Annotated in this window: 13 protein-coding genes and 1 pseudogene; 8 read left to right on the top strand and 6 right to left on the bottom strand. The window is 70.1% G+C overall.

Annotated elements, in window-relative coordinates:
* A pseudogene (locus ENSA5_RS10920) lies at positions 1-404 on the bottom strand (hypothetical protein); the annotation flags it as partial.
* A gap of 179 nt (positions 405-583) precedes the next feature.
* On the opposite strand from ENSA5_RS10920, the gene ENSA5_RS10915 reads away from it, so the two are divergent.
* Positions 584-1,882 carry an HD domain-containing protein gene (locus tag ENSA5_RS10915; protein ID WP_106391575.1) on the top strand — a complete coding sequence of 433 codons (1,299 nt, stop codon included), beginning with the start codon at positions 584-586 and terminating at the stop codon, positions 1,880-1,882.
* On the top strand, positions 1,882-2,571 hold the full coding sequence (locus ENSA5_RS10910) for a tRNA-uridine aminocarboxypropyltransferase (protein ID WP_106391574.1): 690 nt from the start codon (positions 1,882-1,884) through the stop codon (positions 2,569-2,571). The genes ENSA5_RS10915 and ENSA5_RS10910 overlap by 1 nt, the downstream gene beginning before the upstream one ends.
* On the opposite strand, the gene ENSA5_RS35820 is transcribed toward ENSA5_RS10910, so the two are convergent.
* The 3 genes from ENSA5_RS35820 to ENSA5_RS10900 are packed head-to-tail and all read right to left on the bottom strand — an operon-like array spanning position 2,509 to position 4,999.
* Positions 2,509-2,724, bottom strand: coding sequence for a hypothetical protein (locus tag ENSA5_RS35820; RefSeq protein ID WP_146155559.1), 216 nt, complete (start codon positions 2,722-2,724; stop codon positions 2,509-2,511). The two genes, ENSA5_RS10910 and ENSA5_RS35820, sit on opposite strands and share 63 nt — an antisense overlap.
* Before the next feature lie 21 nt (positions 2,725-2,745).
* On the bottom strand, positions 2,746-3,516 hold the full coding sequence (locus ENSA5_RS10905; RefSeq protein ID WP_106391573.1) for a hypothetical protein: 771 nt from the start codon (positions 3,514-3,516) through the stop codon (positions 2,746-2,748).
* Positions 3,509-4,999 (bottom strand): hypothetical protein, encoded by a 1,491-nt coding sequence (locus tag ENSA5_RS10900; protein WP_106391572.1) that lies wholly within the window; start codon positions 4,997-4,999, stop codon positions 3,509-3,511. Before ENSA5_RS10900 ends, ENSA5_RS10905 begins: the two co-directional genes overlap by 8 nt.
* Positions 5,000-5,160: 161 nt before the next feature.
* Here ENSA5_RS10900 and ENSA5_RS10895 point away from each other — a divergent pair, with 161 nt between their 5' ends.
* From ENSA5_RS10895 to ENSA5_RS10875, 5 genes are all read left to right on the top strand, one after another.
* Positions 5,161-5,877, top strand: coding sequence for a MotA/TolQ/ExbB proton channel family protein (locus ENSA5_RS10895; protein ID WP_258182817.1), 717 nt, complete (start codon positions 5,161-5,163; stop codon positions 5,875-5,877).
* Between the two features lie 38 nt (positions 5,878-5,915).
* A complete protein-coding gene (locus tag ENSA5_RS10890; protein ID WP_106391570.1) occupies positions 5,916-6,356 on the top strand; it encodes an ExbD/TolR family protein in 441 nt (146 codons plus the stop codon).
* Between the two features lie 84 nt (positions 6,357-6,440).
* Positions 6,441-7,415, top strand: coding sequence for a TonB C-terminal domain-containing protein (locus tag ENSA5_RS10885; protein ID WP_106391569.1), 975 nt, complete (start codon positions 6,441-6,443; stop codon positions 7,413-7,415).
* A gap of 90 nt (positions 7,416-7,505) precedes the next feature.
* Entirely contained in the window at positions 7,506-8,774 is a 1,269-nt protein-coding gene (locus ENSA5_RS10880) for a DPP IV N-terminal domain-containing protein (protein WP_181197625.1), read from the top strand.
* 95 nt (positions 8,775-8,869) lie between these two features.
* A complete protein-coding gene (locus ENSA5_RS10875) occupies positions 8,870-9,754 on the top strand; it encodes a Ppx/GppA phosphatase family protein (protein WP_106391567.1) in 885 nt (294 codons plus the stop codon).
* Between the two features lie 674 nt (positions 9,755-10,428).
* Here the strand turns inward: ENSA5_RS10875 and ENSA5_RS10870 are convergent.
* Complete coding sequence (locus ENSA5_RS10870; protein WP_106391566.1) at positions 10,429-11,070, bottom strand: hypothetical protein; 642 nt, start codon at positions 11,068-11,070, stop codon at positions 10,429-10,431.
* Positions 11,071-11,140: 70 nt separating this feature from the next.
* On the opposite strand from ENSA5_RS10870, the gene ENSA5_RS10865 reads away from it, so the two are divergent.
* Positions 11,141-12,019 (top strand): PHP domain-containing protein, encoded by an 879-nt coding sequence (locus ENSA5_RS10865; protein WP_106391565.1) that lies wholly within the window; start codon positions 11,141-11,143, stop codon positions 12,017-12,019.
* Here ENSA5_RS10865 and ENSA5_RS10860 read toward each other — a convergent pair.
* Complete coding sequence (locus ENSA5_RS10860) at positions 11,994-12,965, bottom strand: YndJ family transporter (RefSeq protein WP_106391564.1); 972 nt, start codon at positions 12,963-12,965, stop codon at positions 11,994-11,996. The two genes, ENSA5_RS10865 and ENSA5_RS10860, sit on opposite strands and share 26 nt — an antisense overlap.
* Positions 12,966-12,985 lie beyond the last annotated feature (20 nt).

The raw sequence follows: 12,985 nt of genomic DNA, 5'->3' as shown, positions 1-12,985 counted from the left end.
GGCGGGGCTGGCGGGAGCGGGGCCGCGAGCTCGTCGTCGTCGTCGTCGGTCGGGAAGGGGAGGCCGCCGTCGTCGTCGTCGTCGTCGGTCGGAAAGGGGAGGCCGCCGTCGTCGTCGTCGTCGTCGGTCGGAAAGGGGAGGCCGCCGTCGTCGTCGGGAGCGTCGAAGTCGAGCCCGGGCATGCCGAACAGCGTCTTGGACGGCTCCCCGCGGGCCGATCGGGGGGGCGGCGGCAACGCCGCGCCCATCGGTGGAGGCGGCGGGAGCGGTGAGGTCGTCGCCTCATCGTCGTCGTCGAAGGGTGACCCATCCGCGCTGGTGGCTTCGCCGCAGCGAGGGCAAAACGGCGGCAAGGGCACGCGCGAGTCGTCGATCTGGTGGCCGCAATTCGAGCAGGTGAACATGTCGAGCAGACGGGGCCGCAGCGCGGCGCGCCGAGCATAACATCGCCCACTGTCTACGCCCGGTTTCACGAGCTTTTTGGCCTCGCGCCGGTCCGGCCCCAGGGCCGAGCACGGCAGCGTCGTCGCGCCGCGCAGCGGCGGGTTAGGAGCCGCAAGAATCGGCTGTTAGCTTTCTGGCAGTGATCCTCCGCGATCCAGTACACGGCCTGATCTCCTTCCCGGCTCACAAGGGGGCCGTGTCCGCCGCCGGACACCGTCTGCTCGTGCGCCTGATCGACACCCGCGAGGTCCAACGTCTGCGCAGGATCCGGGCGTTGGGCCTGGCGTCACTGGCGTTCCCGGGCGGGGAGCACTCGCGCTTCGCTCACGCGGTCGGCTCGGCCCACGTCATGAGGCGCTACCTGGATCGTGTGCGTTCCCTCGCCGACGAGCTCCCGGCCCATGACCGGATCGACGCCGACTGGGAGGCGATCGCGCTCGCGGCCGCGTTGCTGCACGACCTCGGCCACGGACCGCTGTCGCACACCTTCGAGACGGTCGTGCCTGGAGGCCGGGCCCACGAGGACTGGACCACGCAGATCATCTTGGACCCCGGCACCGAGGTCCACGCGGCCCTGCGCGAGTTCGACGAGCGAGCTCCGGCCGCGGTCGAGCGCCTGATCCACGGGGTCTGCCCGATCCGACACCTCGCGCGCGCGGTGTCCGGGACCTTCGACGTCGACCGCTGCGACTACTTGATGCGCGACAGCCACATGACCGGGGTTCGCTACGGGCTCTTGGACCTCGACTGGTTGCTGGCTTCGCTGCGCCTGTACCTGCCGTCCGGGGCCAGCGCGGCGACCCTGGCGATCGACGGCGCCAAGGGCCTGACCGCGGTCGAGGGCTTCTTCCTGGCCCGCCTCTACATGTACCGCCAGGTCTACCTGCACAAGGCCGTGCGCACGGCCGAGGTCACGATCCGCGCGTTGTTTCGCCGCCTCGGCGAGCGCCTCGCCGAGGGGCACGAGGTGCCCGGAACACCCGCGCCGATCGTCGAGCTCTTTGGTGGGCGCGAGATCTCGACGGCGGCCTACCTCGACCTCGACGACGCCGCCCTCGACACCGCGCTGTCGCGCTACGCTCGCGGTGACGACCCGACCCTCGCCGCGCTCGCGACGGCGCTGCGCGACCGCAAGCTGCTCAAGAGCGTGAAGCTGCGCGACGAGGTCGACGACGCCGAGGTCCGCGCGCTCGTCGATCCCGTCGTCAAGGCTGCGGGCTTCGACCCGCGCTACTTCGCGGCGACCGATCGGGTCAAGGTCCACGCCTACGTCGAGGACGAGGCCCTCGTGGTCCTCTCGGGTCCGCGCGCCCAGAGCTTGCTCGAGGCCTCGCCGGTCATGCGCGGGCTGTCCTCGGAGGTGTTCGTGTCCCACCGTCTCATGTTCCCCGCGGCCGCCCGCGAGGCCGTGAGCGCGGCCGTCGAGGAGCTGCGCTGATGGGCCAGCGGCGCTTCGAGGCCACCCGCTGTGAGGGCTGCGGGCTCCACGAGCAGCTGTGCGTGTGCGCGCAGCGTCCGCGGCTCGCGCTGAAGACCGCGATCCTGGTCGTTCAGAACAACAAGGAGCGCAACAAGCCGACCAACACCGCGCGGCTGCTGCCGCAGGTGCTCGACAACTGCGAGCTGATCCGGTTTGGCGCGCGCGGGGTCGCCTTCGATCCGAGCCCGCTGACCCGGCCCGAGCGCGACTACTCCTTAATTTTTCCGCGGGTCCGCGACCCCGAAGGTCGCGCGCCCGAGCTCGCCCCGCCCCTCGACCCCGCGCGCTTCGCCGCCGGGCGAGCCGCGGCCCAGACCGTGGTCTTGCTCGACGGCACCTGGGCCCAGTGCTCGCGCATGAGCCGAAGGGTGCCCGAGCTCGCCGCCATGCAGGCCTTCGCGCTGCCCCCGGGCCCGCCCTCGCACTGGGGCGTGCGCACGCCCTCGGAGCCGAGCCGGATCTCGACCTTCGAGGCTGCGGTCCGCGTGGTCGAGCTCGTCGAGGGCCCCGGCCCCGCGCTCGCGCTCCAGACCTACTTCGACCAGGTCGCCGCTGGGATGCTCTTCATGAAGGCCAAGCTGCGCTCACCCGCCGTCCCCGGCCACTGGATCGACGAGCGCCAGCGAAGGTTCGCTCCGAGCTCTTGACTCCCCGCGCACCTGCTCGCCGCCGAAGTGATCGAGCCCGGCGGCGACCGTCGCGGCCTGGTCGTGGACCGCGAGGGTAAACCCGCGCTCGAGTTGCGCGCTGTCCTCCTTCATCGGCCGCAGGGTGGCGGCGATGAGCTCGCGCGCGGACATGGTGGCTAGCAGCCCGGGCTGCTAGGCCTGGCCTGTGAAGCTCATGTCGGCGACGCGGTAGGCGGTCCAGAACACCTGGGCCGGGCGGCGGTCGGGGAGCTCGATCGGCGCGAAGCCCTGGGTCCGGGCCAGCTGGCTGAGGCCCTGGCTGAGGGCCTTGGCCCGGGCCCGGGCGACCTTGGTCGCCATGCCCAGCGGGCGCCACAGATCTCCGATCGGGAACATGTACGCCACGAGCACGTCGCCGGGCGCGAGCTGGGCGAAGGCGACGTTGTCGAGCACGGTCATCGGCACGCCGCGCAGGACGTCGCGGCCGAGCAGCTGCTTGTTGGCGGTGTTCTTGCGCTCGAGGGCGAAGACCACGAAGCGCGCGCGCAGGCAGGCGTCGAGGACCCGCTTTTGTTCGCGCTCGAGCTCGAGCCCGTAGTTGGCGAACATGTCGAGGATCCGCACGCCCTGGGCGTCGCGGTAGCCGTAGACGAAGTAGAGCGCGAAGGCCTGCTGGAGCTCGGGGTGGGTCCGCTCGTCGCTGCTCGCGACGCCAAAAAAGGCCTCGGCGACCTTGGGCATCATCGGGCCAAAGCGGCGCTTGGCGAACGAGCCGATCATCAGGTCGACCTGCTTGAAGGCCTCGGGGTCGAGCTGGCGGACGGACTTGACCGCGCGCTTGGGCTTGCTCGCCTCGGCCTCGGCGCGGGCGGCCTCGGCGGCCTCGGCCTTGGCCTTGTGACCGCGACGCTTGCGCGCGCTGTTGCGCGGGGGCCTCTTCTTGGACTTGTCGATTTCAACCACCAGTGGGCGCCTTCGTCACGCAGATTCCGTCCTCGCAGACCGTCGCTCCGTCGCACTGCCTGGCTCCGGGCGCGCCGGCGTCGAGCTCGTTGCACTCGGCGCAGGCGGCCGGCGGTGGACCGCCGTCCTCGACGACGCGGTCGAGGTAGAGCTCCTGGGCGTCGACCGGCTGGGGCGCGAGCCCCTGGGCCAGGCCCTCGTCGGTCTCGGGCAGGGTGAAGCAGGTCTCGTCGCCGATCCGGCCCTCGACCTCGATCCGGTAGCTGCCCCACTCGAGCGGCGCCGAGCTCACGTTCGAGGCCGGGCACTCGAAGCTGACCCAGCCGCCGGCCTCGTCGACCGGCGCGATCATCCCGCCCGCGTGGGCGTTGGCGGCCAGGCCGAGGGTCGCGGCGTCGAGGGCCTGATCGTCGGCGTCGCGGACCCGGACCCAGACGCGCTCGAGCGCGATCGGATCGTCGAGCTTCCCGTCGTCGTCGAGGTCGGTGTAGCCGTTGAGCTCGCAGATCGAGGTGTCGCCGGCCCCGAGCTGGAGCCCGAGCGAGAGGCGCAGCGGCTCGATGATCGGGTCGATGAACAGGTCACTGGTGAACTCGAACACCTCGGTCACGAACCCGATCTGATCGCCGTCGACCGTGAACTCGAAGTCGATCGCCTCGGTCACGGGCTCGAGATCGGGGCCGAGGGCCGTCGTCCGGCCGGCGAAGTTGGTGTTGAGCGCGTCGTAGAAGGCCGGGTCAAACGACAGCAGGGGCAGCCCAAAGGGCGAGCTGCTGAGGTCGAGCTGCCAGTCGGCGACCTCGGCGAACTCGACCCACTGGGTCTGGGTGCCCGACTCGGCCTCGGCCTCGACCTCGACCTCGAGCAGGATGTAGCCGACGCCGACGTTGAAGGGCTTGACCGCCTCGTTGGCGAGGAAGGACACCGAGGGCCGAACCAGGGCCACGCCGCTCTCGGCGTCCTCGGAGCCCGTCGCGCTCGCGCCGGTCGCAGCGTTGAGGAGGCAGCCCGGATCCTTGCCGTCGACCTTGCCGTCGAGATCGTTGTCGATGCCGTCGTCGCACTCGGGGGGGGCGACGAGCACGAACTCGACGCTCGGCAGCGCGCCCTGGCTGACGCTCACGGTCGCGGTGTCGTGGGCCACGCGTGGCGTGGCGGGCATGTCTTCGTTGGGCTCCCAGGGCTCGCCGCTTCGGCGCAGGCCCTCGACCTCGAGGGTGTACTCGCCGGGCTCGAGCGCGGGGCCCTCGACCGCGTCGCCCGGGAAGCACGCGTACTCGCTGACGTCGACGACGGCCCCGCCGAGCTTGGTCGTGACCCGGACCTTGGAGACCCCGACCTCGGAGCAGTCCTTGACCGAGCTCAGGCTCGCGTCGTCGGGGGCCTCGTCGAGGGCCTCGGCGTCGACCAAGGTCCACGACAGCAGGTAGCTCGGCTGCTCGGCGCAACCCGCGAGCGAGCCGAGCGAGACCGCCGCACTCATCAGCGCGCCGTAGGCTCGGCGGCGCGCGCGGGGCTGAGATGGCCGGTCGGCTCGCACGAGCCCGGTCTAGCAGGGCGTCCGAGCCCGGTCCAGAGGGCATCCGAGCATGGCTCACAGGACACTTGCCCCCGCAGCGGCGGGCCGTGTAGCCTTCGCGCGCCGTGATCTTCGCCGAATTATCAGCACTTGCGACCGCCCCGGTGCTCGCCGAGGTGGACTTGATCAAGCTGTTGTCGGCCTCGAAGGGCATCGTCCTCGGGGTCGTGATCGTGTTGCTCACGCTGGTCGCGCTGTGCATCTTCGTGATCGTCTACAAGCTGATCCAGATCAGCCAGGCGCAGTCGCAGTCGGTCAGCTTCCTCGACCGCTTCTGGGACAGCAAGCGCCTCGACGACATCTACCGCGTGGCCGAGGGTCTCAAGTACAGCCCGCTCGCGGCGATGTTCAGGGCCGGCTACGTCGAGCTGTCGAAGGTCAAAAAGGGCCGCGACGGCGAGTCGATGCACGACAAGATGGAGGACACGGCCAACATCGAGCGCGCGCTGCAGCGGGCCAAGGTCAGCGAGATGACCAAGCTCGAGACCCTGCTGCCCTTCCTCGCCACGACCGGCGCGGCCGCGCCCTTCATCGGCCTGTTCGGCACGGTCTGGGGCATCATGGACGCGTTCTTGGCGATCGCGGCCGCGGGCTCGGCCGAGCTCTCGGAGATCTCCCAGCCGATCGCCGAGGCCCTGGTCACGACCGCCCTCGCGCTGCTCTCGGCGGTCCCGGCCGTCGTCGCCTTCAACTACTTCAACCGCCGGCTCAAGGTCCTCAACGCCGAGATGTCGACCTTCGGCAACGACTACCTCAACATCATCCGGCGCCACTTCTTCTAGGGGCCGAGGCGAGTTCTAGAGGTCGAGGCGAGTCGTCCATGAGTGGGATCGTCACACACGACGGATCGGCGAGCGGCGACGAGCCGGTCGCGGCGATCAACGTGACCTCGCTGATCGACATCATGTTCTGCCTGTTGATCGGCTTCATGGTCGCGACCCCGCTGATGAACCAGGAGTCCATCGAGCTCGACATCCCCCACGCGATGGGCGTGGAGATCACCGAAGAAGAGTTCGAGTACTCCGTGGTCTCGATCGACGCCGACGCCCGGGTGTACATCGGCGCCCTGCCCCTCGACGCCGACAAGGCCCGCTGGACCGAGCAGCTCGGGGCCAACCAAAAGATCATCGACGACGGGATCGCCTTCATCCAGGGCGATCGCTCGATCCCCTTCGAGGTCATCCTCGACGTGATGATCGCGCTCAAGGAAGCCGGCGTGTCCGAGGTCGGCTTCGTGACCGATCCCAAGCGCGAGCAATAGCGCAAGGCGCGGCGCTTGCGCCATGTTCCTCGTTCACGACCGTACCCGGTCCAAGTGCGCTAAGGTACTGTCGGGCACAGCCGGATGAACCAGCCACACAACCATCAGTACGGCCAGCAGCAGTACGGCCAGCAGCAGCAGCAGCAGTACGGCCAGCAGCAGCAGCAGTACGGCCAGCAGCAGCAACAGCAGCAGCTGCAGGCCGCCCCGCCGCGAGCGGCGGCCCCGGTCGGCCCGGTCCGGACCCCGCCGGCTCTGCTCGCGCCCTTCGTCTCGATGTTTCGCGAGCTGCGCGGTCTATTCGCGGTCCCGCTCGCGTTCATCGGCGGGCTGTTCGGCACGATCGTGCTCTCGGCCGCGCTGGTCTTCGCGATGTGGTGGCTCGAGGACAACGCCGAGGCCTCGACCGGCGACGAAGAAGAATTTCTGCTCGAGTTCGAGCCCGGCGCGCTGACCAAGCTCGGCGTCGAGCCGACCGAGATCCCCGAGAAGGCGATCAACGAGGAGACCCGCACGCCCGAGGACGTCCAAAAGGAAGCGGTGACCGAGGAAGAGGAGCCGCCGCCCGAGGAGACCGAGAAGAAAGACCAGGAAGAGAAGCCCAAGGACGACAAGCCGGTCAACCAGAACAAGGACGCCAAGATCTCCGACGCGAATCGCAAGGACAACAACCCTTACGACAAGGATCTGCCCAACAACCTCGATCCGACCGGCGATCCCTTCGGCGACCCCAACGGCTGGGCCGACCTCAAAAAAGACGGCGATCCGTGGGCGACCTCGGTCATGGCCGCGCTCAACAACATGAAGATCCCCGCGTGGGCGGCCAAGCTGCCGGCGGGCAAGGCCTACAAGTTCAAGCTCAAGGTCTGCAAGAACGGTACGGTCGAGACCGTCTACAACAAGGCCAGCTCCGGCAACTCGGACCTCGACAGCGCGATCAAGGGTGAGCTCGAGCGGCTCAAGTTCGCGCCGCCGCCATCTCACGTGGCCAAAAACATGAAGTCGAGCTGCGTGGTCCTCAACTACACCTTCGCGTGGACCCAGGGCAACGTCCGCTGAGGGTGGCCAGGAGCGCCTTCCCGCCCCCCCTTTGATTGTGCGGGCTCCCCGGGTATGCTCCCCCCCGACGACGCCCGAGGTGTCCCTCCCATGAAGCGCACGCTGTTCGGAACCTCCATCCTCGCCGCCCTGCTGACCTTCGGCAGCTACTGGGCTGGCTCTCCGCCCGCCGAGGCCCACGCGACCCCGCCGATGCTGCAAGACACGAACGTGTCGGGTCAGTCCCGGCTCCTCGGTGTCGCGATCCCGGCCGACGGCCAGCTCGGTGATCTGCTTCGCAAGAACGCCCAGATCTCGGCCGGCTTCCAAGTCATCCCGCGGACCAGCCTGCCCAGCGCGCTGGTCAGGGCCACCACCTTCGACAAGAAGTCCTGGGGCGAGATCGGCAACGTCGACGTGGTCATCCTGACCTCCGAGGCGGGCTCGCAGCTGCGCATGGCGATGTACGAGATCAGCAAGGGCGACAAGCCCGTGCTGAGCCGCGGCTACCCGGCCGGCGACCCGCTCACGGCCGCCAACAAGTTCATGAACGACGTGATCGAGTACTACACGAAGGAGCCCGGCGTGTTCGGGTCTCGCATCGCGTTCGTACGCACCCGTCGTGATCCGGTCACCAGCAAGAACGTCTACACCGTCCAGATGAACGGCGAGGCGACCTCCGCGGTGACCAGCAACCGCTCGCTCAACATCCTGCCCAACATGGGCCCGGGCGGCGAGGTCGTGTTCACCAGCTACGCCAAGCGCAACCCGGATCTGTGGATCAGCAGCGGCGGCGGGCCAACCCGCGTGTCGAAGTTCCCGGGCCTCAACCTCGGCGGCGCGGTCAGCCCCGACGGCAGCACGATCGCCCTGGCCCTGTCCAAAGACGGCAACGCCGAGCTCTACACGATCGACCGCAGCGGCAACATCAAGAGCCGCCTGACCAAGAACCCCGCGATCGACGGCTCGCCGAGCTGGAGCGGCGGCGGCCAGATCGCCTTTGTCACCGACCGCGCGGGTGGGCCCCAGGTCTACCGCATGAGCGCCTCGGGCGGCGGCGAGGCCCGGGTGACCAAGTCCGGCAGCTACAACCAGTCCCCGGACTGGAGTCAGGGCGCCGGGCGCGGCCAGTGGATCGTCTACAGCGGCCGCGACGCCTCGAACCGCTACGACATCTTCAAGATCGACGTGAAGACCAACAAGATCGAGCGCCTGACCCAGAGCCCCGGTCTCAACCTCGATCCCACCTGGAGCCCCGACGGCCGCTGGGTCGCCTACAACCAAGGCGGCAGCATCTACGTGGCCAACGAAGAGGGCAACAACAACATCGAGATCGCCAAGGGCGCGAGCACGCCCGACTGGGGCCCCCGGGCCAACTGAGTCGGGCCACGATCTCGAGCCACCATCTCGAGCCAAGATCTCGAAGGGGTAGCGAGCCACTCGCTGCCCCTTTGCTTTTGGGCTATGCCCGGCGCATGCAGGCTGTCATCGACATCGGGAGCAACAGCGTGTTGTTGCTCGTCGGTCGGCGCCACGCCGACGGCTCGCTCGAGATCGTCCGCGACGAGTCGACGGTCGCGCGGGTGTCCGAGGGCGCGGCCGAGCGCGGGACCCTCTCTCCCGAGGCGATCGAGCGCACGCTCGCGGTCCTGCGCCGCTATCGAGCGCGGGCCAGCGCCGACGGCGTCGAGCAGATCCAGGCGGTTGCGACCGAGGGCCTGCGCATGGCCAGCAACGCCGCCGCGTTCCTCGACCCCGCGGGCGAGCTGCTCGGCAGCCCCGTGCGGGTGATCAGCGGCGACGAGGAAGCCCGGCTCTCCTACCAGTCGGTCGCCCGCGAGCACCCCGACGTGGCGCCCCTGCGTGTGATCGACATCGGGGGCGCGTCGACGGAGCTGGTCGTCGGTCGCGGGCTGGAGGTCGAGGAGGCCGTCAGCCATCGCCTCGGTTCGGTCCGCATCACCGAGCAGCTCTCGGACGGCCACCCCCCGAGCCCCGCCGCGCTCGCGCGCATGCACGCCCACGCCCGCGAGGTCTTGGCGGCCCAGCCGCTCCCGGCCCACGACCGGCTCTACGGCCTGGCCGGCACCGTGACCACCGTCGCGGGGATCCACGAGGGCCTGCGCAGCTACGACCGCGACGCCGTCGATCACACCCAGCTCGGGATCGAGGAGCTCCGCCAGCTGCGTGAGCGACTCGCGGCCCTGGATCTGACCGAGCTCCGCAAGATCCCGCTGCTCGCGGCCGGCCGCGCCGACGTGGTCGTCGGCGGGCTCACGATCTTGCTGGCCGCGCTCGAGCACTGCGGCGCTCGAACTTTGGTCGTCCGCGATCGCGGCCTTCGCTACGGGCTTCTTTAGTCGCCCACAGCTTCTCGCTGGAGAAGCTCGGTCCACTCGGGACGGCCGACGAACTCGGCGGGCTCTCATGTTGCAAGCTGTGGCTCGGCTGCGGTCGCAGGAGGGCTCGGACTGGGAGTTTGTGGGACGGCGGGGGGGCCCGGCGGGCTCCGGGGGTCCCTCGAAGCGAATTCACTCACCGGAGGGATGAGCTGTGTCGGTCTTCGGGTAGTCCGAGTGACCGGCAGGGCTTCGATTGGGAGGCATACGCCGTGAAAACTTCGCTCCGAGGGACCCCCGGAGCCCTGTTTGCCGGGCCCTCGTGTTGCAAGCTGTGGCTCCGCTGCGGTCGCACAAGGCACGAACCCGCGCCGAGATGGTGCCCAGCAGTTCGGAGCGGGGTCATCCCCTGCAAACAGTAGAGCGGTATCGCGGTACGAAGAGCCCCTTCGACGCGCGCCCGACCGATATGGTGGCGGGGCATCAAGAGCCTTTTGCACTCAAGATGGAGAGGCGACGCCCCGAACTCGGGCCTAGCAGCCCGGGGTGCAATGCCTCGCGCCGCCTCGCTTGGCCTTTTCGCCGAGGGCTTTGTCGCCAAAACTTGCAGTACGCCCGGTACAGCGGCGTTTTGGCTTCGCGCCCTCGGCGAAAATTCCGGCGCGAGGCGACACGATGCATTGCACCCCGGGCTGCTAGTCTTCGATCACGACGTCGACGTGGCGAACGGCCCAGGCGTGGTCATCGTCGGCTCCGAGCAGGTCCGCGGCCTGCTCGGGCAGCTCGCCCGGCCGCCCGACCGCGAGCGCGATCGAGTAGCGTCCCGGCTCGAGCTCCAGCGCCCCGACCTTGCCGTGGATCTGGATCACCCCGGTGTCTGTGATCTCGACCAGCTTGGCGAGCCCGAGGGCCAGGCCCGCGCGGCTGCCCTCGACGAAGGCGAAGCCGCGGACCGCGACCGCGCCGTGGGCCTCGACCTTGGGCCGGAGCACCCACTCGAAGGCCGAGTCTCGACGGTAGCGATGGCGCGGCCCTTCGCTCGGGCCGCTGTCGGGGCCGTCGGAGCCGGTGTCGGCGCGCGGGGTCGTGAGCCCGCCGTCGGTCTCGAGCACGTAGCTCGGCAAGGGCCCGCGTCCGTCGACCGCCGGCCCTTGGTCGTCACCGAGGCCGCGGACTTCTTCGTTTGGTGGCCACACCCACCACAGCAGGATCGCCGCCGCGGCCGCGACGAGCATGCCGCCGGGGATCCACGTGAACCCGAGGCCCGGCTCGCGAGCGCCGCTTCGGGCGGCTTCGGGCCGCTCGTCGTCGCGCTCGATTGGAGGAGCTTCGCTCATCGCGCCACACGCAGGAGGATGGACACAATAGAATGGTTTGAGCTCGCCTGCGCGCCGCTATACTGCGCCTGTGCGCCTCGAGCTGCACTGTCACTCGACGTGCTCCGACGGCAGCCTCGAGCCCGAGCAACTCGCGCAGGAGCTGCTCGACTACGGGGTCGAGCTGGCCTGCCTCACGGACCACGACACCATGCTCGGCTGCGATCGGCTGGCGGCGGCCTTCGGTGGCGACCCGCGAGGGCGCGGGGCTCGGGTTCTGCGCGGGCTCGAGCTCAGCTGCAAGCACGACGGCCGCACGATCCACCTGTTGATCTGGGGCGTCGCCGACGGGCCCGGCCGCGACGCGCTCGAGCTGCGCCTGGCCGAGCAGCTGCGTCGCCGACGGGAGCGGATCGTTGCGATCTGCGAGCGCCTCGCCGCGCTCAACATCGACCTCGATCCCGCGCCGATCCTGGCCCGGGCGGCCGGGCGGACGGCTGGTCGGCCGGACGTCGCCAAGGCCCTGGTCGAGGCCGGTGTGTGCAGCTCGATGCGGGCCGCCTTCGACAAGTACCTGCGCGATGGCGGACCCGCCGACGTCTCGATCGAGAGCCTCGGTCTCGACGAGGGCCTGGCCCTCGGCCGCGCCGCCGGGGCTCGGATGGCCCTGGCCCACCCCCACACCCTGCGTCACCACGCCGTCGTGCGCGAGCTCTTCGTCGAGTTTCGTGGGCGCGGGCTCGAGGGCATCGAGGCCTTCTACGGCCACGCGAGCCCGGCTCGGGCCGAGCCCTGGTTGCGCCTCGCCCGTGAGCTCGACCTGGTCCCGACCGGCGGCAGCGACTTTCATGGCGAGGCCCTGGCCAACATCAAGCACCCGGGCATCGAGCTGCCGCTGGCCTACGGGGCGCGCCTGCGCAGCTGGTTGGCCGACGCCCCGGGGATCAGCCCGGCGTCTCGGAGTCCGTAGCCTCCGGAGCGGCCGGCGGCGAGAGGTGCCAGGCCCAGGCGCCGAGCAGGCCGAAGCCGAGGGCGTTGACGGCACCGTGGAGCTGGATCATCGAGGCGATGTCGGGCCATGGCGCGCCGCGGTACTCGCCGAGGGCGAAGCTCGCCGCGAACAACATGGCCGCGAGCAGGCACGAGCCCGACAGCGCGGACAAGAGCGCCGGGATGACGGGCAAGCTGGTGGATCGTTGGAGCATGCCGGTCCCAACGACGATCGCGGCCGCGGCCGTGATGCCCGCGGCGATGACCTCGAGCAGCGGCGAGACGGTGATGCCGATCGCAACCAGCGGCACGGCGAGCACGACGACGACCGCCGCGCCACGCCACGGTTCGCTCGAGCCCGCGCCCGCGCCCGCGCCCCTCATCGCCCGCCCGAGCAGCCCGGCGCTCAGGGGCAAGGTCAGGCCAGCGTGGTGAAAGTGGACCGCCGTCAACAGCACGATCAGCGGAGAGAAGCCGAGCGGCTCGATCGCGAGGCGATCGCACAGCAGCCACCCGCTGCCGATCACCGGGAAGCCGAGGCCCGCGGCGATCGCCAACTCGGCGTCGTAGAGCCCGCGCACGCCCCCGCGCCGGACCATGGCCAACACCCGGCGTAGCCCCTCGACGGCCGCGAGCGCCGTCCACCCGGCCCACGGCAGGCACGAGAGCAGGGCCAGGGCTCCGGGCTCGACGCTGAGCGCCAGCGGCAAGGGCAGCGCGCAGGGAAGCTGCGCCCAGCTCAGCGCGCGCATCAGCGCTGAGCGCTCGCGCTCCTCGGCCAGGGCCGCGAGCAGCAGCGGGATCAGGACCAGGGGCGAGAGCACCAGCAACACGATCGGCGCGAAGGGCTCGGCGAGCAGTTGCCAGCCGATCCAGATCACGGTCCCGGCGACGGCGCTGTGGCGGCTGATCCGGCGAGGCTCCAAGGTCGGCGCAGTCTACATCG

It is taken from the genome of Enhygromyxa salina (genome assembly GCF_002994615.1).
Classification (GTDB): domain Bacteria; phylum Myxococcota_A; class Polyangia; order Nannocystales; family Nannocystaceae; genus Plesiocystis; species Plesiocystis salina_A.
The sequence above is the reverse complement of the archived record's forward strand: the minus strand, read 5'-3'. Positions and strand labels throughout refer to the sequence as shown.